This is a genomic window from Synechococcus sp. MU1648 (genome assembly GCF_023630615.1).
GTDB lineage: Bacteria > Cyanobacteriota > Cyanobacteriia > PCC-6307 > Cyanobiaceae > Parasynechococcus.
Genome location: NZ_JAKUHI010000004.1, coordinates 39,738 through 61,938, shown reverse-complemented (window position 1 = coordinate 61,938; position 22,201 = coordinate 39,738). Strand labels below are relative to the sequence as shown.

Here is a 22,201-nt window from a genome sequence, read left to right as displayed (position 1 = left end):
GAAATGCTCAGCTCTGTGGTTTTTGATGATAAATCGGATTGCATTTTCGATGAATCTTGGGCCCTTGGGCTCAAGGCGTCGCTGGGGGCCGTTGCTGGACCATCAGTGATGCGTTCCAAATAACTGGTCAGGTATCACCAAGGCCGTTGAACAGCTCTTTGTGAACAACAAACGTGTGGTACAGCACTGTGCCTGATTCGGGTTCGAGTCGTTCTCCGTCTGCGTTGAAGCCGATACTGCACACCAGATTGCCTGTCCAGCTGATTTGATCCGGGCTTTGACTGACAGACCATTTCAGCATTTGCTGAGACTGTTCAGGCAGTTGCACAGCAATTTTTTCGCAGGCTTTATTGAGACGGTAAAGCGCGGGTGGTTTGGTAGGTAGTGCGAGTGATTTCCTTAGTGAAAGCTCATCGAAGATACCGATGTATCGAATGTGCTCAATGATCTCCAGCTCAGAGGGGTCCAAGCCCGCATTCTCGAGGGCAAGCTCAAAGGCTTCAACATCCAGGTGGGGCCGCTTGATCATGTCGTTTTTCCCTATGGTTTCAGTCGTTGAGGTGACGCATTTAGTAAGCAGTACGTTCAATAAGTGCTGCGGCTGAGGAAGGTCATAATGCTGATAATTACGAAATAAAGTGCTGATGTTTCATGTTCGAACTTTTGCGTTTTAACTGTTCCAAAGAGCACGCCCTGAAGTCCAGTGTCCATTCTTGCATCGGATTCTTGGTTTGCAAGGTTGATCAGCAATAAGGCTGGCCTAACCTGCTAAGTGTAAGCGGCAATAATGCTCGAAAGGTTCTGAGCTAAGTGTAGTAATTGGAAGGAAATTTCAATGGTTTGACAAGGCTTTTGGCTTTCAAAAGTTTCTTGAATATGGATTAATTTGAAGTCATGGCTCAGGTCAATCGTGCGGATCGCAAGCTAACGCTTATTCGCTTGAATTTAAAGTAGTATCAGCCATGTCTCATGCCTTCGCATGTATGGCGTAAGTTGATGTCCATGATTTCTGTGATCTTTCCTTTTTGGTAAGTTTTGCGCATGCCTGGACTTCAGCGGGTGCTTTCTCAGTTGCTGATTCTGCGTAATAAATCTGGTTGCCGTTGCATTTCTATTTTAACTTTCTCAAGCATGTGACTGCTTTTTGTATAAACAACGACCTCTAAATTCTTTGCAGCCTGGTGTATTTTCCAGAGGCCAACTTGTATTTCAGAGCGTGCATATGTTACCTGCCATGCGTCTGGGTGAGGTCGGCCGACTTGCTTCACCGTGATCAGGGTCCAAAAAGAGTTGCGGCGCTGCATCGCTTGGTAGCAGTGGCACACCGCGCCATCGGCTTGCTTTGTTCGCTCGAAGCCGATCTCCTGTAATTGATCGCTCCAGTCAGGCATTTTTGAAGGCATGAGCTGTCGACTCCCAACGTGTTCAGTTTGCCAGCTCGTCTGAAGGTGGTAGTTCGACTCGGAATCGAAGTTTCTGTTACGACGATCAGTATTCGTTTTTGCCCTATGGCCGATCAAATTGAGCGAGATGCTGGGCTCAAAGTCGCTAATTTTTTTTTGACGAAATGGCGAGTGGGTTTTGCAAGCGCAAGGGCTGTTGCTGAGGGTGAAACTGATCTTTGCCTAATGTGAATCGGCTGATGTCTGATTCGTCGCAGGTTGATTAATGATGAAAAGCCCGGGGCGCTGCTTGTCGGCGCTGACGATTGGTGGAAGCGATTCGGCTGGTGGTGCTGGTATTCAGGCAGACATCAAAACCTTTCAGCACTTCGATGTTCACGGTGCATCCGTGATCACGTGTGTCACGGCTCAAAACAGTCTAGGTGTCACGCATGTTGAACCCCTCAGTTGTCATTCGGTTGCCCAGCAGATCGAGGCTGTTTTTTCGGATCTCGTTATTCCTGCCTTGAAAACGGGGATGTTGTACTCGCCTGAGCTCGTGGAGGCTGTCGCTGATCCATTGCGATTGTTCGAGGGGTCCACCGTGGTTGATCCGGTGATGGTGTCTCGAGCGGGCTCAAGGCTGTTGAGTGGAGATGCCGTCGCGAAGTATCAACAACTTCTGCTCCCGCTCGCCACGTTGTTGACGCCCAATCTGCACGAGGCTGCTCTTCTCACGGGCCGCGAGATCAATGGCAAGGTCGATGTAGAGCATGCGGCTCAGTGCTTATTGGAGCGTGGTCCCCAGGCCGTGCTGATTAAAGGTGGCGGTTTGCCTGAGTTGGCAGGTCAGGATTTTTTCTGTTCGGGTGATGCTCCTGGCGTCTGGCGAACGCAACCCGCAATTACAACTCCCCACACGCACGGGACGGGGTGCACCCTCAGTGCTGCAATCACGGCTGCGCTCGTTCTTGGTTTACCACTCGCAGATGCCGTGATTCAGGCCAAGATCTATGTCAACCAAGCACTGCTCCAGCCGGTTGCCTTTGGACATGGACCTGGATGTGTTGGCCACAGGACCGAAGCTCTGAGCCAGTGAGCTAAGCCCCATCCCTGCTGCTTTAAAAGGCTGCCCGTTGACGGGGTGGGCAGCTCAGACCATGGCTGGCATGGAAATCTTCTTGGACCTTCCATGTCAGCCGACGCGAAATCTGTCGAACGATCTGTTTCAGCAGATGGTCACCGCTGCTCTGAACCAACTGATCCGGCAACATCGAAATCACTTTGGGTAGCCGGATCCAGACCTTGAGATCAAGGTCCCATTGCACTGAGGTCTGCTCTTGTTCAGGGATCAGTCGCATCCCAGCGCGGAAGTCGACGTCATAGTGATTTCGCAGTGCGAGGGTCTGCGGCACCGTGCGCAATGTTTCGATCCGGTACATCCCTTCCTGTTGCGGCAGCAGTCTCAGAGCAATCGTTGGCTCCACTTCGAAGCCGAAGTTTCCGAATCGCCCCAGGGTCAGGCTGTAGGACTGCAGGTCGATGGCTTCGACCTGCATTGGACTGGCGCAACGCTCAAACCAGCTTTGGTGGTCATCCAGGTAGCGCGCCACGACTGCTTGGGGAGCCAGCATCTGCATCGAATCCTCGAAGTGGCTGCTGTAGCAGCGCACCTGGGGGTCGGCACCGTGAAGCTGATTGTCGGTTTCAGTGGGCGACAAGACAGTCACGGATAGGGAGCTGCCGACGATGGGCGGATTAAAGATGAACCAATGTAAAGCTCCTTGCGATTCAGTTTTCGCTCAATTGCATCAGTTTTTCGATCACCTCTTCCACAGCCCGGTCTGGGGTTGAGGCACCGGAGGTGATTCCCACCTTGACGGGTCCTTCAGGAAGGAAATCGCCTTCACGACAGAGCTCGGCGGAAAGGGGTTTGTGCTCAATTGAATTGCTGCCGACGTCAATGCGCTCGGGCGTGTCGATGTGGAAGGAGCGGATGCCGCGGCTGATGGCGATTTCCTGCAGGTGGGTGGTGTTCGACGAGTTGAAGCCACCGATTACCACCATCAGGTCCAACGGTTCATCCACCAGGGAGAACATGGCGTCCTGACGCTCCTGGGTTGCGTCGCAGATGGTGTTGAAGGCCAGGAAGTGATCGTTGAGCTGGGTGGGGCCGTATTTGCTCAACATCGTTCGCTCGAACAGGCGTCCGATTTCCTCCGTTTCGCTCTTGAGCATTGTGGTCTGGTTGGCCACACCCAGGCGTTCGAGGTCTCTGTCGGGATCGAAACCAGGGGAGCACGCTTTGGCAAAGCGTTCGATGAAGGCATCGCGGTTTCCGTTGCCGAGGATGTAATTGGCGACGTACTGGGCTTCTTCCAGATCCAGCACCACCAGATAGGTACCGGCAAATGAGCTCGTGGCGAGTGTCTCCTCGTGCTTCACCTTGCCGTGAATGATCGAGGTGAAGGTGTGCTTTTTGTGTTTCTCCACGGTGTTCCACACCTTGGAGACCCAGGGACAGGTGGTATCAACGATGTGACAGCCCCGCTCATTCAGCAACTGCATTTCCTGAACGGTGGCGCCAAAGGCCGGAAGGATCACCACATCACCGGAGGTGACACCGGAGAAATCCTTCACCCCTTGTTCAACGGGAATGAATTGGACATTCATCTCTCTCAGATGATCGTTCACAGAGGGGTTGTGAATGATCTCGTTCGTGATCCAGAGACGCTCGCTTGGGTAGTGCCTGCGGGTCTCGTAGGCCATTGCCACGGCACGTTCGACGCCCCAGCAGAAACCGAATGCTTCGGCCAGTCGAACGTCGAGCCGACCGTGTTCAAGCCGATAGCCGTTGTCCCGAATCGTGCCGATCAGACCGCTCTGGTAGGCCTGTTCGAGGCTTTCTGCCACTTCCTCGGCACGCCCGAAGCCTCGCCGGTTGTAACGCTCGGAATGATGGAGGGAGCGCTTGAAGGCGTGGGTGTCCATGGGGTGCGCCGGTGTGGGGTAACTCTATGTGGCCTGAAGCTGCGATCCAGGCAGCAAAAAAGCCCGGCCGATCGGCCGGGCTTGAGATCAATAACTGTGCCTGAAAGGAATCAGTTGTTGATGGTGGAGAAACCGGCGTAGGCCTCCATGCCATGTTCGCCGATGTCCAGGCCTTCGGTCTCCTCCTGTTCGGTGACGCGGATACCACCGAAGAGGGCGCCGATGATCTGCCAAGCGATGTAGCAGGTGACCACAGTCCAGATGGCGTATGCAGCGGTACCCAGAGCCTGGATGCCGAGCTGCTCAACACCACCGCCAACAAGCAGGCCGAGAGGTGAGCCGTCGCCCTGGATGTCATAGCCCCAGAGGCCAATCACGAGCGTGCCCCACACACCGCACACACCGTGCACGGAGAAGGCTCCCACGGGATCGTCAATGCCTGCGGCATCGAGTGCAGCGACGGAGAAGACGACGATGATGCCTCCCACCAGACCTGCTACCCATGAGCCTGCCAGGGTCAGGTTGCCGCAACCAGCGGTCACGCTCACCAGGCCGGCCAAGATGCCGTTGATGATCATGGTCAGGTCAGGCTTTTTAGAGGTGATCGTGGAGATCACCGTGGCACCGATGGCACCGCCGGCAGCGCCGAGGGTGGTCGTGACGGCCACATAGGGAACCCACTGGTCCATGGCCAGCTGGGAACCGGGGTTGAAGCCATACCAGCCGATCCAGAGGATCAGAGCGCCGAGGGTGGCGATGGACATGTTGTGGCCAGGGATGGCCTGCACCTTTCCATCGACGTATTTGCCGATGCGGGGTCCAAGTAGCATGGCGCCGACCAGGCCGGCCCAGGCACCAACGGAGTGCACAATCGAGGAGCCAGCGAAGTCAATGAATTCGACATTGCCCACGCTGTTGAGCCAGCCACCGTTCCACTCCCAGCTGCCAGCAACCGGATAAATGAAGGCAGTGAGGACGAGCGCGAAGATCACGAACTCACCAAACTTGATGCGCTCCGCCACAAGGCCGGAAACGATCGTTGCAGCTGTTCCGGCGAAGGCTGCCTGGAACAGGAAATCAACGGTGGGGACCAGGCCGGCATCGCTGATGGTCTCAGCGGTGACGGTTGGATCGAAGAAGAATCCTGCGAAGTACAGCCAGCCGTCGATCGCGGCATCGCCATACATAAAGGAGTAGCCCACGAACCAGTAGGCGGTCACCGCGAGGGCGAACACGAACAGGTTCTTGGCAAGGATATTGACGGCATTCTTTTGCCGACACATGCCTGCTTCAACCATGGCGAAGCCGGCGTTCATGAAGATCACCAGGATGGTGGCGACCAGAAGCCAGAGGTTGTTGGCCAGAAAAGCTGCGGAGAGTTCAGGTAGCTCTTCGGCTTTGGCAGACAGCGTGAAGATGCCCAGACCCATAAGCGCCAAGGGCGCACAGGCGAGCCAGGTCATGGCGCGGTTGGAGCTGAAGCCACGGATGCTCTTGAGAAGCAGCATCGGGCCTTCCAGGAGGCTTGCCTCTTGGAGTGTTTTGCGCCGCCGTTCTGGAGGCGCGTGGAATGCAGTTGTCATGAACGAGGGTGCAGAGCTGCGAGACACGTCTGGAATGTTCCCAGACGAACCAAACCAAGCTGCCTGGGGGAAGCCCCCTTCCATGTTCGATCTGCTACCAAAAATCAAACTGGTCTAACTGGGCGCACTCCCTGCCAATGCACCGCGTCGGCGGCAAAGCTGAAACAGCACGGCACAACTTCCACGCCGCTGCCGGTGGATTGGCGAAACAGTTCTCCGTAGCGCGGATCAGCACTGTCGCCGGGAGCAAAGTCGTTCACATCTGGGCGACTGAGGCAGGGCACGAGCACCGCCCGAGCTTCCGGAAGCACACCCATGAGCTCGATCAGATGCTTTTGGCCCCGCTCGGTCACCGTGTCAGGGAATAGTGCGGTTCTGCCGTCGGTCCAGGTTGTGTTCTTCACCTCTAAGTAGATCAGTCGTTGATCGGGGTTCTGTTCTGCCGGGGTCAGAAGGAGGTCAATCCGGCTGCGCTTGTTTGTTCCGTAGGCCACCTCTCCGCGGATTCCCGCAATCGCACCGAGTTGAGTGTCCAGACACCCCGCTTCGATCGTGGCCCGAATCAAGCGGTTTGGGAGGGCGGTATTAATGCCGACCCAGCAGGGTTTTCCCTCTGCACCTGGAACTTCGGCTTGTTCCCAGGTCCAGGCCAGCTTGCGTTTTGGAGAGGGTGCGTGGCGGAGACGCACCCGTTGGCCAGGGATCAAGACCCCCGTCATTGGACCGGTGTTGGCGCAATGGGCCGTGACGGTCTCACCACTGCTCAGTTCCACATCGGCGAGAAAGCGTTTGTAGCGCTTCAGCAGCACGCCCTCCGTCAGGGGTTCAAAACGCAGCAGGGCATCGCCCGGAGAGGGAAGGCCAGTCATGGCAGCAGCCGAGATCTGCCCATGGTCTCGTGCGATGCATTCACAATGCGCCCAGTGCTGGGGGCGGAATGGCGCGTTCACTCAAGGGGATCGCATTGGTGGTGACCCTTGGCACCCTGCTGAGCAAGGTGGGTGGCCTCATCCGGCAGCTGGTGATCGCAGCGGCCTTTGGGGTTGGTGCTGCCTATGACGCATACAACTACGCCTATGTGCTGCCTGGATTTCTTCTGATCCTCCTCGGGGGGATCAACGGCCCTTTTCACAGCGCCATGGTGAGTGTTCTCAGCCGGCGCCCCCGGGCTGAAGGGGCTCACATCCTTGCTGCTCTCAACACCAGCGTCAGCGCTCTGCTTTTGCTGGTCACGATCGTTCTGGTGCTGGCGGCGGATCCCCTGATCACCCTGGTGGGGCCGGGTCTGGCACCCGATCTTCACGCCATCGCCAGGGTTCAGCTGCAGGTCATGGCACCGATGGCGCTGTTGGCCGGACTGATTGGGCTCGGCTTCGGTTCCCTCAACGCCGCAGATGAATTCTGGATTCCGGCGATCTCACCGCTGATGTCCAGCGGGGCCTTGATCCTGGGTGTGGGACTTCTGTGGTGGCAGCTCGGTGCTGACATTGCCTTGCCGTCCGCCGCCATGACCGGGGGTGTGGTGTTGGCATTCGCCACGTTGGTGGGGGCTTTATTGCAGTGGTTGATCCAGCTGCCGGCTTTGATCCAGCAGGGGTTGGCTCGGTTCCAATTGGTCTGGGACTGGCGGCATCCCGGCGTGCGAGAGGTCTGGCGTGTGATGGGGCCCGCGACGCTGTCGTCCGGAATGCTTCAGATCAATGTGTTCACGGATCTGTTTTTCGCCTCTGGAATCGTCGGTGCGGCTGCGGGTCTGGGGTACGCCAATTTGCTGGTGCAAACGCCGCTGGGCCTGATCTCGAATGCACTCCTGGTGCCCTTGCTGCCCACCTTCGCCAGGCTCACGGCGCCGGCCGATCGACCGCAGCTGATCGAACGGATCCGGCAGGGGCTCATGCTTTCCACCGCATCGATGATTCCTCTCGGCGGTCTGTTCATCGCCTTGGGTGGTCCCATCGTCGCCCTGGTCTACGAGCGTGGAGCCTTCGATGCGACAGCGGCTCAGCTGGTGACGGGTTTGCTGATGGCCTACGGCCTTGGCATGCCGGCCTACCTCGGTCGGGATGTGCTGGTGCGTGTCTTTTATGCCCTCGGCGATGGGACGACGCCCTTTCGGCTCTCGCTGGCGGGGATCGGTCTGAACGTGGTTTTTGATTGGCTGTTGGTGGGTGGCCCGACCCCTTGGGGGAATCAGTCGCCGTTCAATTTCGGAGCGCCCGGGTTAGTGCTCGCCACGGTCGCCATCAACCTGCTCACCTGTCTTGCCTTGTTGTTTGCTTTGCAGCAACGGATCTCAGGCCTTCCATTGCGGCGCTGGGGGCTTGATCTTTTGCGGTTGGCCATCGCTGGTGTGCTGGCCGCAGGCGCCGCCGGGATTCTGTTGGCCGTGGTGAGCTGGCCTTCAGGAGTCGTGGGCTTGCTTCTGAAGGTGTCTGCACCTGGCCTGCTGGGTCTGCTGCTGTTTGCCTTGATCGGTGCTCAATTCAAGGTGGCGGAGGTGCGTGAGATCACGCAGCTTTTGGTGGGTCGATTCAGGTCTCGCTGAGACGAATATCACGCTCTTCACGCACCTGGATAGGAAGTTCCAACTGTTCGCGACCCACGAGCTGTGGTCCTTGAACAGAAACGATCCGTGCTTCGATCCCGAACTCCTTGAAGGCGGTTTCCAGTTCCTGAATCAGGGCCTTTTCGACCTGGGCCTCTGCATCGACCACCCGTCCAATCAGCCGTTCACCCAGTCGGCCGATGCGCTGGCGAACGACGTCTCTCGAGTTGGTGACTTCAATGATCAGCACACCAACCGCGGCGGATGGACTGCAACCTTATCCGCAGTAAGGCTCAAGGATCTCTTCGAGATCACGGAGCTGGCTGGGGGGAATGAGTTTGGCGAGGGGGAGCTGACTAGCGCCTCCTGCCAGCGGAACCTTCACGGCGTCGAGCGCCTGCCGAGCAGCGACTTCAGCTCCTTGATTAACGCGAGCACTGCATTCGATCGCGAGGGCGGAGGCCAGCTCGGCATCGCCGAGGTAAAGATGCCAGCCGCTGATTTGAACGTAAAGGCGATCAGCTAAAGCGCTTTGAAGGTCCTGCAGATCGCTGGCGGAAAGGGACATCGGCCCAGGAGGAGCGAGGGGGATGCCTCCATGCTGGCGTTATTCCTCTGGCTTGGGTCGCTGAAGAATTACCCAAATCAATTGGCCCAGCCACAAGGTTGCCCAGAGTCCGGTGACCCAGGTCAAGCTCCCCGGAGGAAAGGGATGGCGCATCTCCTGCAGGAACCAACTGCCGCTGTTCACCGCGGCGAAGATGCCGCCGTGAAGGCATAGGTTCACAATGCGCTCGAAATGCCGATAAGTCGGATCCTCAGGGTTAGCGGGGCCATACCAGCGGATCGGCATTGCTCGGGCACAGAAACACCTGAATCCTGGCGCGGCCGGGGCCCGGTTGACGAGCGGACCCTCGATGGGGTCTGATGGTTCCACGCCAGCGCTTGTAGCTCAGCGGATTAGAGCATCTGACTACGGATCAGAGGGTCGGGAGTTCGAATCTCTCCAGGCGCGTTTCAACTGCCCCCATGGGCAGTTTTTTTTTGGTTGATCGCTCAGCCTGATCGCTGTGGTTTCTTACGATTGGTCAAAGCTTTACTGACATTTCATGGGCCAGGCTTCTGGACGCGCCATCGACGCTGATCTGGCTCAATCGGATCCGGATATTGCTGCGTTCATCAACCAGGAACAGCAGCGTCAGGAAACCCACCTTGAGCTGATCGCATCGGAGAACTTTGCGTCCCGCGCGGTGATGCAGGCTCAGGGTTCTGTTCTGACCAACAAGTACGCCGAGGGGCTGCCCAGCAAGCGGTATTACGGCGGTTGTGAGCACGTTGATGCCATTGAGGAGTTGGCCATCGAGCGGGCCAAGCAGTTGTTCGGGGCTGCATGGGCCAATGTGCAGCCCCACAGCGGGGCCCAAGCCAACTTCGCCGTTTTTCTGGCCCTGCTGCAGCCCGGGGACACGATCATGGGGCTCGACCTGTCCCATGGCGGTCATCTGACCCATGGCTCTCCGGTCAACGTCAGTGGCAAGTGGTTCAACGTCGTTCAATACGGCGTCGATAAGGAGACCCAACGCCTGGATATGGAGGCGATTCGGCAGCTTGCTCTGGAGCACAAGCCCAAGCTGATTGTTTGTGGCTATTCCGCCTATCCGCGAACGATTGACTTCGCTGCGTTCCGTGCCATCGCGGATGAAGTGGGTGCCTATCTGCTGGCCGATATGGCCCACATCGCCGGCCTCGTGGCTGCTGGCGTCCACCCCAGTCCCGTGCCTCACTGCGATGTGGTGACCACCACCACCCACAAAACCCTTCGCGGCCCCCGTGGTGGTTTGATTTTGTGCCGCGATGCTGATTTCGCCAAAAAATTCGATAAGGCCGTTTTCCCCGGCAGTCAGGGCGGCCCTTTAGAGCACGTGATCGCGGCCAAGGCTGTGGCTTTTGGTGAAGCGTTGCAGCCTTCGTTCAAGGCTTACAGCCAGCAGGTGGTCGCCAATGCGGCGGCCCTCGCCGAACAGCTGATTGCCCGCGGCGTCGATGTCGTCAGTGGTGGCACCGATAATCATGTGGTGCTGCTTGATCTGCGGTGCATTTCGATGACAGGAAAAGTGGCTGATCTGCTGGTGAGTGATGTGCACATCACGGCCAACAAGAACACGGTTCCCTTTGACCCCGAATCACCCTTCGTCACCAGTGGCCTGCGGCTGGGAACTGCTGCACTGACCACGCGCGGTTTTGATGTTCAAGCCTTCCGCGAGGTCGCTGATGTAATTGCCGACCGTCTTCTGAATCCAGAGGATGACGCGATTCGGCAGCGTTGCCTGGACCGTGTGGCTGCTCTCTGTGAGCGCTTCCCGCTCTACGCCGACAGCAAGCAGCCTGTTCTGGCTTGAGGTTCGGCCCTTCCACTCGAAGCAGCTTGGGTGGGTTTTGCTGTGCGGGTTGCAAGCTCTTTAGGATTGGGCTTACTCCTTCTGACCGGGGGACCGTCTCTTTCCCGGAGCTTTTGTGAATCTCTTGGCCAGCCCTATTGCGGTTGCCTCGGTCAGTTTTCTTCTGGCCGCGGTGATCACCACGGTGCTGGTGCCCCGGGTGCGACGGCTGGGTCTTCGCTTCGGGTGGACCGATCAGCCCGATGAGCGCAAGCAGCACATCACCCCCATGGTGAGACTTGGGGGGGTTGCCATGGTGCTGGGTTTTTGTCTGGCCTTGGCGGCGGTTTGGTCGATGGGGGGCTTCGGACTGCTGGCTCCGGCAAGGGATCAACTGATTTGGAGCACCCTGGCCGGTTCGCTCTGCTTTTTTCTGATCGGCTTGGCGGATGACCTCTTCGCCCTTTCCCCGTGGCCTCGGCTGGCTGGGCAGGTCGCCGTGGCTTGTGCGGTTTGGAGCCAGGGCGTTCGGATTGGAGCAATCGATCTCCCCTGGCTCACCGCTTCCGCAGGTCCGATTGCCTTGCCGGACGGCCTCAGCCTTCTGGCAACCGTTGTTTGGCTGGTAGGGATTACCAATGCCATCAACTGGTTGGATGGCCTTGATGGCCTCGCCGCTGGGGTTGCTGGCATTGCCGCTGTCGGACTGGTGTCCGTCAGCTTTTCGCTTCATCAGGTGGCCGCTGGATTCCTGGCCGCTGCACTGGCTGGCTGCTGCCTTGGTTTCTTGCGACATAACTTCAACCCAGCCCGGATTTTCATGGGCGATGGGGGTTCCTACTTCCTCGGGTTCACCCTCGCTGCCGTCAGCATCGTGGGACCCGCCAAGGGGCTCACAACCGTCAGCTTGCTGCTGCCGCTCCTGATTCTCTCGCTGCCGCTGGCCGACATGTCGGCCGTGATCATGGGCCGGCTGCGGGAAGGCCGCTCTCCCTTCTATCCCGACCGCCGTCACCTCCATCACCGTTTGCTTCGCGCCGGGTTCAGTCATCGGCGCACGGTTCTGTTGATCTACGTCTTCACCCAGTGGCTCGCAGCCCTTGCCCTGGTAGTTGCCAACGCTGAGATGCGCTTCCTCTGGCTGGCTCTCGCCACAGCCATCCTGGTGGCCACGGTCGTGATTAGTCGGCGTCAGCTGCAACACGAGCGGGCCCTGATGAGCACCACGCCGCGTGCCACACCCGTAGACCCTGCTGCCCTTGGCAAGCCGCGTGGCTGAATCGGGCGTTGAAGTTCTGTGTGTGGGCACGGAGTTGCTGTTGGGCGACATCCTTAATGGCAATGCCCGATGGATCGCTGAACAGTTGGCTGGTTTGGGGTTGCCGCATTACCGCCAGACGGTCGTCGGCGACAACAAAGACCGCTTGGTTTCCGCCGTGCGTGAGGCGTCGCAGCGTTGCAGGGTTCTGGTGACGACAGGCGGTTTGGGCCCCACGCCGGATGACCTCACCACAGATGCCCTGGCTGCTGCCTTCGAGACTCCTCTGGAGGAACGTCCAGAGCTCTGGCTGGAGATCCAGCGGAAGTTATCAGCGGGAGGCCGGCCGGTGGCTCCCAGCAATCGCAGCCAGGCTTTTCTCCCCCGCGGGGCTGAGGTTCTTCCCAATCCAAAGGGCTCGGCTCCCGGGATGATCTGGTCGCCGCGACCGGATTTCACCATCCTCACCTTTCCGGGGGTGCCCTCGGAGATGCAGGCAATGTGGACGGAGACGGCCGTCCCGTGGCTCCAAGAGCATGGTGGTGCCACCGGGATATTTGTTAGTCGTCAACTTCGCTTCAGCGGACTTGGTGAATCCGATCTGGCCGAGCATGTTGCGGATCTGTTGGCCTCCACCAACCCAACGGTGGCTCCCTACGCCTCCCTCGGAGACGTGAAATTACGGCTCACAGCCTGTGCCCCGAGTGCCGATGCTGCAGCTCAGATGCTGGTGCCGCTTGAAGCGGAGCTGCGGCGCCGTACGGGAGATCACTGCTACGGCGTGGATGAGGACAGCCTGGCGTCGGTGGTGATCAGCCTGCTCAAACAACAGGATCAGTCTCTGGCGGTGGCTGAATCCTGCACCGGAGGCGCACTGGCGGCGGCTCTCACGGCTGTTGCAGGCTCCTCATCGGTTTTTCAGGGTGGCGTCATTGCCTACAGCAATGCGGTGAAACAGGGCCTGCTTGGGGTGTCGACGGATCTGCTCATGACCCACGGCGCTGTCTCGCAGCCAGTGGTCGAAGCGATGGCCCGGGGAGCCAGGGAGCGCCTGAATTGTGACTGGGCGATTGCGGTGAGTGGAATTGCCGGGCCTGGAGGTGGAAGCGCCGAGAAGCCTGTGGGCTTGGTGCACCTTGCCTTGGCCGGCCCCCATGGTTGTGAGGCTTGGGTGCACCGCTTCGGTGAGCGCCGTGGCCGGGCGGCTATTCAGAGGTTGAGCGTGATCCGCGGCTTAGACCGTCTTCGTCTTCGCTTGCTCGCTCAGGTTTAGGGTCGACGGTTCCTGCGGCTGAACAGTTGAGTTCCGGCACCCTCTACGACAAGGTGTGGGATCTGCATCGGGTGGCGGAGCTTCCCGGCGGATCCACCCAATTGTTTGTCGGTCTTCATCTCATCCATGAGGTCACCAGTCCCCAGGCATTCTCGGCTCTGAAGGACAAGGGCCTGACGGTGCGTTGTCCCGAGCGCACTGTGGCCACGGTGGATCACATTGTGCCGACCACCTCCCAGCAACGTCCGTTCGCCGACCCGTTGGCGGAGGAGATGCTCAGCACCTTGGAGCGGAACTGTCAGGAGTACGGCATTCCTCTCAACAACATCGGCAGCGGAAGGCAGGGCATCGTTCATGTGATTGCCCCGGAGCTCGGTCTGACCCAGCCGGGGATGACGGTGGCTTGCGGTGACTCCCACACCTCCACCCATGGCGCCTTCGGGGCGATCGCCTTCGGAATCGGGACCAGTCAGGTCCGCGATGTGCTTGCCAGCCAGAGCCTGGCCATGAACAAGCTCAAGGTGCGCCGAATTCAGGTGAATGGCCTCCTGTCGGAGGGGGTGTCTGCCAAGGATCTGATCCTTCATGTGATTCGCCGCCTTGGCGTGAAAGGCGGCGTTGGTTACGCCTATGAGTTCGCAGGGCCTGCGATCGAGGCGCTGTCCATGGAAGAGCGGATGACCCTCTGCAACATGGCGATCGAGGGTGGAGCCCGTTGCGGTTACGTCAATCCTGACCAGATCACCTTTGACTATCTGAAAGGTCGTCCCCATGCCCCGGAGGGTGATGCCTGGACCCGCGCTGTCTCCTGGTGGAGCTCCCTGTCCACCGACCCCGATGCAACGGTCGACGATGAGGTGGTCTTCGATGCGGCTGCGATTCCACCCACGGTGACCTGGGGCATCACTCCCGGCCAGGGATTGGGGATCGATGAAACGGTTCCCAGCCTCGATCAGCTGGATTCAGGGGAGCGTCCGATCGCGGAGGAGGCCTACCGCTATATGGATCTCCAGCCAGGAACGGCCATTGCTGGAGTCCCTGTGGATGTCTGTTTCATCGGCAGCTGCACCAATGGTCGTCTCAGCGATCTCCGTGCCGCTGCCGATGTGGCCCGTGGGCGCCAGGTGGCTGAGGGCATCAAGGCGTTTGTGGTTCCCGGCTCGGAGCAGGTGGCAAAAGCCGCTGAAGCGGAAGGGCTGGATACGGTGTTCCGTGCCGCAGGCTTCGAGTGGCGGGAGCCTGGTTGTTCGATGTGTCTGGCCATGAATCCGGACCGGTTGGAGGGACGCCAAATCAGCGCCAGCTCCAGCAATCGAAATTTCAAGGGTCGGCAGGGATCGGCCAGTGGGCGGACTTTGTTGATGAGTCCAGCGATGGTGGCCGCTGCTGCCGTGAATGGTCGTGTGACTGATGTCCGTACTTTGATTTCTCCGTCAGCATCGTGATGGCTCTCTTCCCGACTGGTCCTGTTCAGCATGTGAGTGGAACGGCCATTGCCGTTCCAGGCGAAGACATCGATACGGATCGGATTATTCCGGCACGGTTTCTTAAATGCGTCAGTTTCGAGGCGCTGGGCGACCAGGTGTTTGCTGATGACCGTCTGGAACTCTCCGGCGAGCATCCCTTTGATCAGGTCCGTTATCAGGGTGCCTCGATCCTGGTGGTGAATGGCAATTTCGGCTGCGGTTCCAGCCGTGAGCATGCACCCCAGGCGTTGATGCGCTGGGGAATCCGTGCGGTGGTCGGTGTCAGTTTTGCCGAGATTTTCTATGGCAACTGCCTCGCTCTGGGCATTCCCTGTGCAACGGCTGCGCCGGATGAGATCAAGGCGATTCAGGCGCAGGTGTCTCGTGAACCAGGTGGCTCGTGGCAGCTGGACCTTGCTGGTTTGCAATTGACGTCGGCGGAGTCCAGCTGGCCTGTGTCGATCGATGCCGGCCCTTTGGACATGCTGCGCAGCGGTCGCTGGGATGCCACGTCCCAGCTTCTGGACCATGGCCCTCAGGTCGCAGCGTTGATGCAATCACTGCCTTACATCAACCAATTCGCAGCGAATTGACGGTCAAGCGCGACTCCTGTGTCTATGAAAGAGACAGGAGGTTTCGTGTTGATGGCTCATTCGTTGTCGCGGTTGTTGTTGCCGTTGTTGGTTCTTGTCGGTGTCGGTCCCGCAGGTGCCATGCCGCTTCAGGTCCAGCCCCACGATCCCTTGGATCGCAGCTGTCCTGGTTGTGACCTGCGCCATGCGGATTTCCGTCAGGCTCACCTCATCGGCGCTGATTTTCGGGGCAGCGATTTGCGCGGAGCCGATCTCAGGGAGGCGAATCTTGAAGGTGCTGATCTGACGGGGGCCCTGCTGCAAGGAGCTGACCTTCGGGGAGCCAACCTCACCAATGCAGAGCTGTCTGGTGTGGATCTGCGCAATGCCGATCTGCGGGACGCTCAGGTGATCAATGCCTATGCGCCAAACGTTCGGACCACCGGCATGCGTTATGCCGGTGCTTCACTGCTCGGAAGTGATCTGATCATTGGCGGCGGTGACTGATCAGAAGGGTCGATCCGAGTTGCCCATCTCCATCCAGTTCGTCGGGGTGTAAGGCACAAACGGCACTCCTGTGCCTTTAAAGCCAAAGTCGTTGAGACGGAAGCGGACGCCACCAATACCTTCGTACGGATTGAAGTAGATCCCGACGTCGTAACTGCGACGTTGCCAGCGCAGTTCGACGTTCGAGTTGACCGTTTTGCCGTAGTACTCCGAACCGGGGTCGATGTTGTAACTGACGCCTGTACTCAGCACGACCGGCCCCACGATCTGCTGGGTGAGCCCGATCCCAAGGGTGGCGAGATCGACGTTCCGATCAAAGGCGAAGGGGCTGTTGCCGTTTTTCAGGGAGCCGCTGCCCACGATCGAGATCTGTGTGAAATCGAGGAAAGGCTTGCTGAAGGTGCCCAGGGTGATGGTGGGCCCTCCGCTGAGGCTCAGAGTCTCTTGGTGACGGCCATCGCCATAGACAGCCACCGAAGTGTTGACGTTGGTGTTCAGACTCAACCCGGGAACAATTGGAACGGGGGAATAGCGATAGGCCGCCGTTGGAATCAGCTCTGCTGTGTTCCCTTTCAACAGGGGAATCTGGCTGGTGATTGAGGCATACAAGCTGCCACGCCCAGTACGTAAGGGGCGGTTGCTGTTGAAGCGATCGGCGTCGTAGTCACCGATGGCACCTCGAATCAGATAGTTGTGGTCTATGTCCCCTGTTGACCAGCTGCCTCTGGTCTGGGCGTAGACGCCATAGGCCGCATTGATGTCGGTCTCACCCAGGGAGCCATTCCAGGTGCGATAGCGGTAAGCCCCGAACAGTTTGGTTTCCAGCACGCCCAAGCTGCCCAGGTCGATATCTCTGCCGAAGCTTCCCCAGAAGCGACTTGCGCTGAGGATGTCATCGGGATCAAAGCTGCTCATGTCGGCGTCGGCGCTCAGCCTGTAATCCCCGTACCGGCCACGAAGTTTGGCGTCCAAGCCAAACAAATCACCGGCACTGTTGAAATCGCCGTCCATGGCGCGCTGGAGCATGAACTGCGGCTGAAGGGATAGCTCCGTGCTGGTACCAATGGTTAGAGGCTTGAGGTTGCGTCCCACAAAAAGGCCACCGCGGTCTTTGTTGTCGATGCCAACAACCAGACGGTTCTCAACTTCCTCCTCCTTCTGGATGAGCTGTCGACGTGTCACAGGGATGGGCAGTCGCTCTTCGACGATCAGGCGGTTGCGACGCGCCGAGATCAGCACATCACCATTGGCTTGTTCCCTGGCAATCACATCCTCTGCATCGATCCTGGTTTGAGCAGGGGTGAACGGATCGTTGCTGAATCCCATGCGGTCGGCTTGCCAGCCATCCGCCGTGATCAAGACCTTCGAAGCCTGGATTCTCCAGCGGCTGATCGTGCCATTAAGGAGATTTGTGCTTCCCAGACTCTTGAGTTGAGGAACTTTGACCACACCGAAGCGGTTTTCATTCCTGATTGAGGAATTCAGGCGTTGAACGGGGATGCCGCTGCGTCGTTCGATGCTGAAGCTGCCCTGGAAGTCGATGTCCGAGACGCGCTGGTCGATCTTGGCAATTGCCTCCGTCCGCATGGCTTGCTGCTGGGCCGGGGGAATCGCTTCCTGTTCGGTTTTGCCATCACTGGAGACATGGCGCTGGGGGTCACCGCCGTCACCGAGTGCAATGGAGTCGAGGCGGTCAGAGAGGGAGGAAGGCTTGACGCGATGGTCGCGATCCGGATCTGCACACTCCGGCAGGGGAGGCATCATGGCGCTCTCCGGCTGGGGTGTGTCCCGTCCCCAGCGGTAGCGCAGGCCAAGCAAGTAGGCATTGCTGCCTTCGCTGACTCCTCCATAGGTACCGAACGCACCGGAGCGGTGATGAATTCGGCCGACGAGTGACAGGTCGGAGGAGACAGCGGCCTCGACCTCGAAGCCGAGATAGTTCAGCAGTTGGGTGTAGTTCTCGCGGAACGTTTTCTCGTAAAGGCTGACGTCAGCGTTGTAACTGATGCCTTCCACGAAGCTGAGGCTCAGCCACGGCTGAACCCAGACGCGCGCTCCGATCCCCAGGACCCCTTCGCCGAAGCCTTGTGGGGGTAGATCGGCATAGGGGTTGCTCTGGTTGAATTCGCCCCCCTGTTGCTGCTTGGCCATGTGGCTGAACAGGTCTGCCTCAAGTTCGATGGCCAGTGGCCCAGCGCGCATGATTCGCCTTTGCACGCCCAAGCCCAGCACGGCTTCCGGTCGCATCCGACCGTTGAACATGAAGGTGTCGCCGAAGGGGGCATCAATCATTTGGCCTCCCCAGGCCGTGACCGCCCAGGGTTGTGGATGCCAGTCGGGTACCGGAGGGAGGAGAGGAGGACAGGCCACCGGAGGCATGCTCTCGTTGCTCTCTGGGGTGTCTTCTGTGGAGGAAGTCTTTGACGGCGACTCAGATGGTGTCTCAGGCCGTTTCTCAGTCGCTGGGGATGTTGTGCGAGAGGTTGTAAACGGATTGGTGAGGGGCTCCTCTAGGTCGATGACCCCATAGACATCATTGAGTTGACCTTCGTTTTGGACGAGGTTGTAGCGGAAGCTTGACGCTTGAAAATATTGCTTGCCGCGTCTTAAACGCACGGCACCGCGGGCATAGAGCGTGCGAAAGCCAGCATCGAATTCAATCCGATCGGCGCGCAGTTCAGCGTTTCCGAGCTGAATGCTGACGTTGCCTTCGGCGATTGTGGCCTGGGTGTTGCGATCGCTGTACTGACGATCTGCCTGGATCTTTAGATGCGCAGGTGCTGGTGCAACAGCAGAAGAAGTCTGTTCAGCCGATGAGGCTGAAACTGGCAATGCCGAGACCGATCCCGTAATCAGGGTTCCAGTCAGTGCGAAGAGAAGGCGATGAGCCCCCAAGGCAATCCTGCTGCGGGCCACGATCCTGCCAGCTCAGCCCCAGGATCCAGCCTCGATCAGACCAGTGCGTTGCGCGGTCTGTTTGAGAGGGTCACTCAATCTTCGAGGTCTTTGCGGCTGGGAGTGCGGCTTGGATCGCTCGCAAGGAACCCGAACACGAAAATGCCGATGAAAAAGAAGACGACCGAATAGACGGAGATCTTGAGGGCGAGCATGGAGACCGACCGGCGTCTGTGAGAAGGGCATCATCTTATGGGGCATGACAGCGTTAGCTGGGGAATGAACCCTGAACAGGTCGCTCGATCGGAGTGGATTGAAACGTTTCGCAGTCGGTCGCGTCGTGATCTGCGTGCGGATTGGCGTCGGTCAGGGTCTGCCAAGGCCGGTGTTTTTCTTGATGAAACCTGGGGAGCGACCCATCGCCCGGACTGGGCCAAACGTGGTCTGCTGATTTGGCCAAGGGGGCGTCAATGGCTGCGTCTTGAGCAGCGGTTGTTCTGGCCAGATGGCTGGTGCAACAGCGAGTCTTGCCGTGCACGGCTGGTGCTGAGCTGGTGGGCTGAGCACATGCGGCTATGGGTTGACGACGTGCTGGTCCATGAGGGGGATCTGTTCGATACCGCCTGTCGCTGGCCTCTCCCCGAGCGATGCCGCCAGGGGTCTGCGCTGAATCTTCTGCTGGAGCTTCGCAGCCCACTGCATGACGATGGAGCTCTGATCAGCAGCCATCTGGACCTGGAGCCGCAATCAGCGGGCACGGATCCAGAGGGCACGCTGCTCCCCTCGGCGTTGGAACTGCATCTGGCAGCGGATGGTGATCTGCCGCCGCATTGGGCGGATCTGGACCCCAGCGGTGCGGAGGCTCAGGTCGCTGTCGCGACGCACCTGCACCAGACGGCAACGCCTGGAGGTTCAATGCATTGGCTCGGTCATGCTCATTTGGATCTGGCCTGGCTCTGGCCGGTTGCCGATACCTGGCAGGCCGCTGAACGCACCTTTCGATCGGCATTGGCTCTGATGCGGCGCTGGCCAGAGCTGCGCTTTGCCCATTCCACGCCGGCGCTTTACGCCTGGATGGAGCAGCACCGCCCTGCTCTGTTTGCTGAGATCCAGGAGGCCAGCCGCGCCGGCCGATGGGAGCCGATTAATGGTCCCTGGGTGGAGACGGATTGCGTTCTGGTCAGCACGGCGTCGCTGTGGAATCAATTCGCTCTTGGTCAGGACGACAGCCGTCGCCGCTTCCCGGAATGGGCCCATGAATTGGCCTGGCTACCAGACAGCTTTGGCTTCGCGGCAGGGTTGCCTGCGGTGGCTGCAGCCACCGGTGTGCGCTGGTTCTGCACGCACAAGCTGGCCTGGAATGCCGAGAACCCCTTCCCGCACCGTGTGTTCCGTTGGCGTGGACGGGGACGATCTGAACTGCGCAGCCTGATGCTGCCGCCGATCGGGCGTCGTGCTGATCCCGTGGAGATGTTGGTGGAGCAGCGTGCATGGCATGAGGCCACGGGGCTAGAAACGGCGCTCTGGATTCCTGGTGTTGGAGATCACGGTGGTGGTCCCACCGAAGAGTTGCTGGAGCAGATCGAGCTCTGGGAGGGGCAAACGAATGCGTTGCCTACCCAAGCCGGCACGGTGCGTGAGTTCCTGACGGAGCTGGAGCGGGGTGATCAGGCCTGGCCGGTGTGGCGTGATGAGCTGTTTCTGGAGTTGCACCGCGGCTGCGCCACCAGCCGCCCAGATCAGAAGCGTCACAACCGCACGCTGGAGCGGCTTTTGCGGGAAGCCGACGCTGCTTCGGCCCTGTTGACACTCGCTGGTCAGGACAGCGGCAGCAGCGATTGGCGTCCGCTGTTGTTTCAGCAGTTTCATGACATCCTTCCGGGAACTTCGATCCCGGAAGTGTTTGAGCAGGCGGAACCGGTCTGGTGCTTGGCTCGGCGCCAGGCCCGTCAGGAGCGCGACCGGAGGCTGGCAAGGCTGCCCCGTGCGAATGACTCCGCGGTGGACTGGAGTTGGTGGGGTCTGCAACCTTTGGCCTCTTGGTCACCACTGGTGCGCCTTCCAGCTGGATCGTGGTCGGTCGATGCTGTTTCACTGCCCCAGCAGGCTGCTGCGGTTGGTGGAACTTGGGTGCAGTTGCCACGTCAGCAAGGCAGTTGCTCTGTGCCCCTCAGGCGTGAACCAGGGTTGAAGCACTGTGCTTCTGAACCCCGTCACCCCGTGGTCATCGCGTCGCTGGGGTCAGGAGCCTGGCGTCTGGGTAATGATTTGGTTGAACTTGAGGTCTCCGCAGCCGGACTCCTTGCTTTCAGGGGGCGTGATGGAAGAGAGCAGTTGTCGGCGCCGCTGCAGCTCGAGCGCTACCGAGACCGTGGAGAATTTTGGGATGCCTGGGATCTGGCTGCTGGTTACCGCTCCAATCCCCTGGGTGTTGACTCCACGGGATCATTGCAATGGCTCGACAAGGGCCCCCTGGTCGCCCATTTGGTGCTGAGGCGCAAACTTGGCGCCAGTTCCATGCGACTGGACCTGAGGCTGAAGGCCGATACGCCTTGGCTGGAGCTGATCTGCAGCATCGACTGGTGCCAGACCCACGAGTTGTTGCGCCTGGACCTGCCGCTGGCGACTCGCGCCGTTCGGATCGGTGCCGACACCAGTGGAGGGGTGATTGAACGCCCCGCTGAGCCGATGACACCTCGGGAAAAAGCCCGTTGGGAAGTCCCTGTGATCTCTTGGTTCGCCTCGCAGTCGGCGGCTCCTGGAGGTGGGTTGGCTGTGTTGCTGGATGGTCCTCAGGGGGTTGATTGGTCTCCATCACGACTGGGCATTTCGCTCCTACGCGGTCCAACCTGGCCTGATCCCAGTGCTGATCAGGGCTGGCATCGCCAGCGTCTTGCTCTCATGCCGTTGTCAGGCTCCTGGAGCGATGCCGGTGTACCGCAGGCTGCGATTGCATTTCGCGAGCCGGGTTGTTGTGCACCGCTGCCCGCTGAGCCGCGTCAGTGGTTCCCATCGCTCCCGAATCAGCTCACGCCGGTTGCTCTGCAGCTGAATGGCGGTGACTGTTTGCTGAAGCTGATGAACGCGGGATCTGCTCGCTGTAGATGGGCCCCCGGTTCAGGCTGGCGCGTTCGCTTTCAGGCCGACTCAACTGCAACAGATCAAGTGGTGATCGCTCCCGGAGACCTCGTGTCTCTAGTGCTGTCTCAGTCCTCGTGATCGTCAAACGGGTCATCGAGAGCTTTTGATGGCGGACCAAAGGCCTGGTACACGCCAAAACCGGTGAGTCCGAACAAAACGGCGAGCACACCGATGGCAACGGACAGGGCTGGGGACGACGTTTCCATCACA

The 22,201-nt window shown here is 59.2% G+C and carries 21 protein-coding genes and 1 tRNA gene; 10 read left to right on the top strand and 12 right to left on the bottom strand.

What is annotated here, in order from left to right:
- Positions 1 to 127 precede the first annotated feature (127 nt).
- Together NCN06_RS06335 and NCN06_RS06330 are read right to left on the bottom strand one after the other, a co-directional pair.
- Positions 128 to 589, bottom strand: coding sequence for a hypothetical protein (locus NCN06_RS06335; RefSeq protein ID WP_226398379.1), 462 nt, complete (start codon positions 587 to 589; stop codon positions 128 to 130).
- A 478-nt stretch (positions 590 to 1,067) separates the two neighbouring features.
- Positions 1,068 to 1,391 (bottom strand): hypothetical protein, encoded by a 324-nt coding sequence (locus NCN06_RS06330; protein ID WP_250398741.1) that lies wholly within the window; start codon positions 1,389 to 1,391, stop codon positions 1,068 to 1,070.
- A gap of 277 nt (positions 1,392 to 1,668) precedes the next feature.
- Between NCN06_RS06330 and thiD the strand changes: the two genes are divergently transcribed.
- Positions 1,669 to 2,481: a bifunctional hydroxymethylpyrimidine kinase/phosphomethylpyrimidine kinase gene (gene thiD, locus NCN06_RS06325; protein WP_350223183.1), complete on the top strand. Its 813-nt coding sequence runs from the start codon at positions 1,669 to 1,671 to the stop codon at positions 2,479 to 2,481.
- A 22-nt stretch (positions 2,482 to 2,503) separates the two neighbouring features.
- On the opposite strand, the gene NCN06_RS06320 is transcribed toward thiD, so the two are convergent.
- The 4 genes from NCN06_RS06320 to sfsA all read right to left on the bottom strand — a co-directional run bounded on the left by NCN06_RS06320 (position 2,504) and on the right by sfsA (position 6,825).
- Positions 2,504 to 3,112: a DUF1997 domain-containing protein gene (locus NCN06_RS06320; protein ID WP_226398382.1), complete on the bottom strand. Its 609-nt coding sequence runs from the start codon at positions 3,110 to 3,112 to the stop codon at positions 2,504 to 2,506.
- A gap of 61 nt (positions 3,113 to 3,173) precedes the next feature.
- Positions 3,174 to 4,373 carry a 4-hydroxy-3-methylbut-2-enyl diphosphate reductase gene (locus NCN06_RS06315; RefSeq protein WP_115024940.1) on the bottom strand — a complete coding sequence of 400 codons (1,200 nt, stop codon included), beginning with the start codon at positions 4,371 to 4,373 and terminating at the stop codon, positions 3,174 to 3,176.
- 110 nt (positions 4,374 to 4,483) lie between these two features.
- Positions 4,484 to 5,956 (bottom strand): ammonium transporter, encoded by a 1,473-nt coding sequence (locus NCN06_RS06310; protein WP_226423044.1) that lies wholly within the window; start codon positions 5,954 to 5,956, stop codon positions 4,484 to 4,486.
- 104 nt (positions 5,957 to 6,060) lie between these two features.
- A complete protein-coding gene (sfsA, locus tag NCN06_RS06305) occupies positions 6,061 to 6,825 on the bottom strand; it encodes a DNA/RNA nuclease SfsA (RefSeq protein ID WP_226398383.1) in 765 nt (254 codons plus the stop codon).
- A 68-nt stretch (positions 6,826 to 6,893) separates the two neighbouring features.
- On the opposite strand from sfsA, the gene murJ reads away from it, so the two are divergent.
- Positions 6,894 to 8,501, top strand: a complete 1,608-nt coding sequence (murJ, locus tag NCN06_RS06300; protein WP_226398384.1) for a murein biosynthesis integral membrane protein MurJ — start codon at positions 6,894 to 6,896, stop codon at positions 8,499 to 8,501.
- Here the strand turns inward: murJ and NCN06_RS06295 are convergent.
- Genes NCN06_RS06295 through NCN06_RS06285 form a run of 3 tightly spaced genes read right to left on the bottom strand, consistent with a single transcriptional unit; the run spans position 8,488 to position 9,354 of the window.
- Positions 8,488 to 8,751 (bottom strand): cytochrome-c oxidase, encoded by a 264-nt coding sequence (locus NCN06_RS06295; protein WP_115024943.1) that lies wholly within the window; start codon positions 8,749 to 8,751, stop codon positions 8,488 to 8,490. The genes murJ and NCN06_RS06295 overlap by 14 nt on opposite strands.
- A gap of 27 nt (positions 8,752 to 8,778) precedes the next feature.
- Complete coding sequence (locus tag NCN06_RS06290; protein WP_115024944.1) at positions 8,779 to 9,069, bottom strand: DUF3181 family protein; 291 nt, start codon at positions 9,067 to 9,069, stop codon at positions 8,779 to 8,781.
- A gap of 39 nt (positions 9,070 to 9,108) precedes the next feature.
- Complete coding sequence (locus tag NCN06_RS06285; protein WP_115024945.1) at positions 9,109 to 9,354, bottom strand: hypothetical protein; 246 nt, start codon at positions 9,352 to 9,354, stop codon at positions 9,109 to 9,111.
- Between the two features lie 88 nt (positions 9,355 to 9,442).
- Between NCN06_RS06285 and NCN06_RS06280 the strand changes: the two genes are divergently transcribed.
- The 7 genes from NCN06_RS06280 to NCN06_RS06250 all read left to right on the top strand — a co-directional run bounded on the left by NCN06_RS06280 (position 9,443) and on the right by NCN06_RS06250 (position 15,955).
- Positions 9,443 to 9,516 (top strand) — tRNA-Arg (locus tag NCN06_RS06280).
- A 94-nt stretch (positions 9,517 to 9,610) separates the two neighbouring features.
- Positions 9,611 to 10,900: a serine hydroxymethyltransferase gene (gene glyA / locus NCN06_RS06275; protein WP_115024946.1), complete on the top strand. Its 1,290-nt coding sequence runs from the start codon at positions 9,611 to 9,613 to the stop codon at positions 10,898 to 10,900.
- 115 nt (positions 10,901 to 11,015) lie between these two features.
- Positions 11,016 to 12,158 (top strand): glycosyltransferase family 4 protein, encoded by a 1,143-nt coding sequence (locus NCN06_RS06270; protein ID WP_115024947.1) that lies wholly within the window; start codon positions 11,016 to 11,018, stop codon positions 12,156 to 12,158.
- On the top strand, positions 12,151 to 13,410 hold the full coding sequence (locus tag NCN06_RS06265; protein ID WP_226423144.1) for a competence/damage-inducible protein A: 1,260 nt from the start codon (positions 12,151 to 12,153) through the stop codon (positions 13,408 to 13,410). Before NCN06_RS06270 ends, NCN06_RS06265 begins: the two co-directional genes overlap by 8 nt.
- Before the next feature lie 26 nt (positions 13,411 to 13,436).
- A complete protein-coding gene (gene leuC, locus NCN06_RS06260; RefSeq protein WP_226423043.1) occupies positions 13,437 to 14,855 on the top strand; it encodes a 3-isopropylmalate dehydratase large subunit in 1,419 nt (472 codons plus the stop codon).
- A complete protein-coding gene (locus NCN06_RS06255; RefSeq protein WP_115024950.1) occupies positions 14,855 to 15,469 on the top strand; it encodes a 3-isopropylmalate dehydratase small subunit in 615 nt (204 codons plus the stop codon). The genes leuC and NCN06_RS06255 overlap by 1 nt, the downstream gene beginning before the upstream one ends.
- Before the next feature lie 51 nt (positions 15,470 to 15,520).
- Complete coding sequence (locus NCN06_RS06250) at positions 15,521 to 15,955, top strand: pentapeptide repeat-containing protein (protein WP_115094947.1); 435 nt, start codon at positions 15,521 to 15,523, stop codon at positions 15,953 to 15,955.
- On the opposite strand, the gene NCN06_RS06245 is transcribed toward NCN06_RS06250, so the two are convergent.
- On the bottom strand, positions 15,956 to 18,871 hold the full coding sequence (locus NCN06_RS06245; protein ID WP_250398739.1) for a DUF3769 domain-containing protein: 2,916 nt from the start codon (positions 18,869 to 18,871) through the stop codon (positions 15,956 to 15,958).
- A 74-nt stretch (positions 18,872 to 18,945) separates the two neighbouring features.
- Positions 18,946 to 19,065 carry a photosystem II reaction center protein I gene (locus NCN06_RS06240; protein WP_006172424.1) on the bottom strand — a complete coding sequence of 40 codons (120 nt, stop codon included), beginning with the start codon at positions 19,063 to 19,065 and terminating at the stop codon, positions 18,946 to 18,948.
- Positions 19,066 to 19,129: 64 nt separating this feature from the next.
- Here NCN06_RS06240 and NCN06_RS06235 point away from each other — a divergent pair, with 64 nt between their 5' ends.
- Positions 19,130 to 22,069, top strand: a complete 2,940-nt coding sequence (locus NCN06_RS06235) for an alpha-mannosidase (RefSeq protein WP_226423040.1) — start codon at positions 19,130 to 19,132, stop codon at positions 22,067 to 22,069.
- Here the strand turns inward: NCN06_RS06235 and psbN are convergent.
- Positions 22,057 to 22,197, bottom strand: coding sequence for a photosystem II reaction center protein PsbN (gene psbN / locus NCN06_RS06230; RefSeq protein WP_011363291.1), 141 nt, complete (start codon positions 22,195 to 22,197; stop codon positions 22,057 to 22,059). The two genes, NCN06_RS06235 and psbN, sit on opposite strands and share 13 nt — an antisense overlap.
- Between the last annotated feature and the right edge of the window lie 4 nt (positions 22,198 to 22,201).

What these genes read in the sequence shown, in the direction of transcription:
- NCN06_RS06330 (WP_250398741.1), bottom strand. Translation starts at nt 1,391, where the DNA reads ATGCCTGACTGGAGCGATCAATTACAGGAGATCGGCTTCGAGCGAACA.
- thiD (WP_350223183.1), top strand. Translation starts at nt 1,669, where the DNA reads ATGATGAAAAGCCCGGGGCGCTGCTTGTCGGCGCTGACGATTGGTGGA.
- NCN06_RS06315 (WP_115024940.1), bottom strand. Translation starts at nt 4,373, where the DNA reads ATGGACACCCACGCCTTCAAGCGCTCCCTCCATCATTCCGAGCGTTAC.
- NCN06_RS06310 (WP_226423044.1), bottom strand. Translation starts at nt 5,956, where the DNA reads ATGACAACTGCATTCCACGCGCCTCCAGAACGGCGGCGCAAAACACTC.
- sfsA (WP_226398383.1), bottom strand. Translation starts at nt 6,825, where the DNA reads ATGACTGGCCTTCCCTCTCCGGGCGATGCCCTGCTGCGTTTTGAACCC.
- murJ (WP_226398384.1), top strand. Translation starts at nt 6,894, where the DNA reads ATGGCGCGTTCACTCAAGGGGATCGCATTGGTGGTGACCCTTGGCACC.
- NCN06_RS06290 (WP_115024944.1), bottom strand. Translation starts at nt 9,069, where the DNA reads ATGTCCCTTTCCGCCAGCGATCTGCAGGACCTTCAAAGCGCTTTAGCT.
- NCN06_RS06285 (WP_115024945.1), bottom strand. Translation starts at nt 9,354, where the DNA reads ATGCCGATCCGCTGGTATGGCCCCGCTAACCCTGAGGATCCGACTTAT.
- glyA (WP_115024946.1), top strand. Translation starts at nt 9,611, where the DNA reads ATGGGCCAGGCTTCTGGACGCGCCATCGACGCTGATCTGGCTCAATCG.
- NCN06_RS06255 (WP_115024950.1), top strand. Translation starts at nt 14,855, where the DNA reads ATGGCTCTCTTCCCGACTGGTCCTGTTCAGCATGTGAGTGGAACGGCC.
- NCN06_RS06250 (WP_115094947.1), top strand. Translation starts at nt 15,521, where the DNA reads ATGGCTCATTCGTTGTCGCGGTTGTTGTTGCCGTTGTTGGTTCTTGTC.
- NCN06_RS06240 (WP_006172424.1), bottom strand. Translation starts at nt 19,065, where the DNA reads ATGCTCGCCCTCAAGATCTCCGTCTATTCGGTCGTCTTCTTTTTCATC.
- NCN06_RS06235 (WP_226423040.1), top strand. Translation starts at nt 19,130, where the DNA reads ATGAACCCTGAACAGGTCGCTCGATCGGAGTGGATTGAAACGTTTCGC.
- psbN (WP_011363291.1), bottom strand. Translation starts at nt 22,197, where the DNA reads ATGGAAACGTCGTCCCCAGCCCTGTCCGTTGCCATCGGTGTGCTCGCC.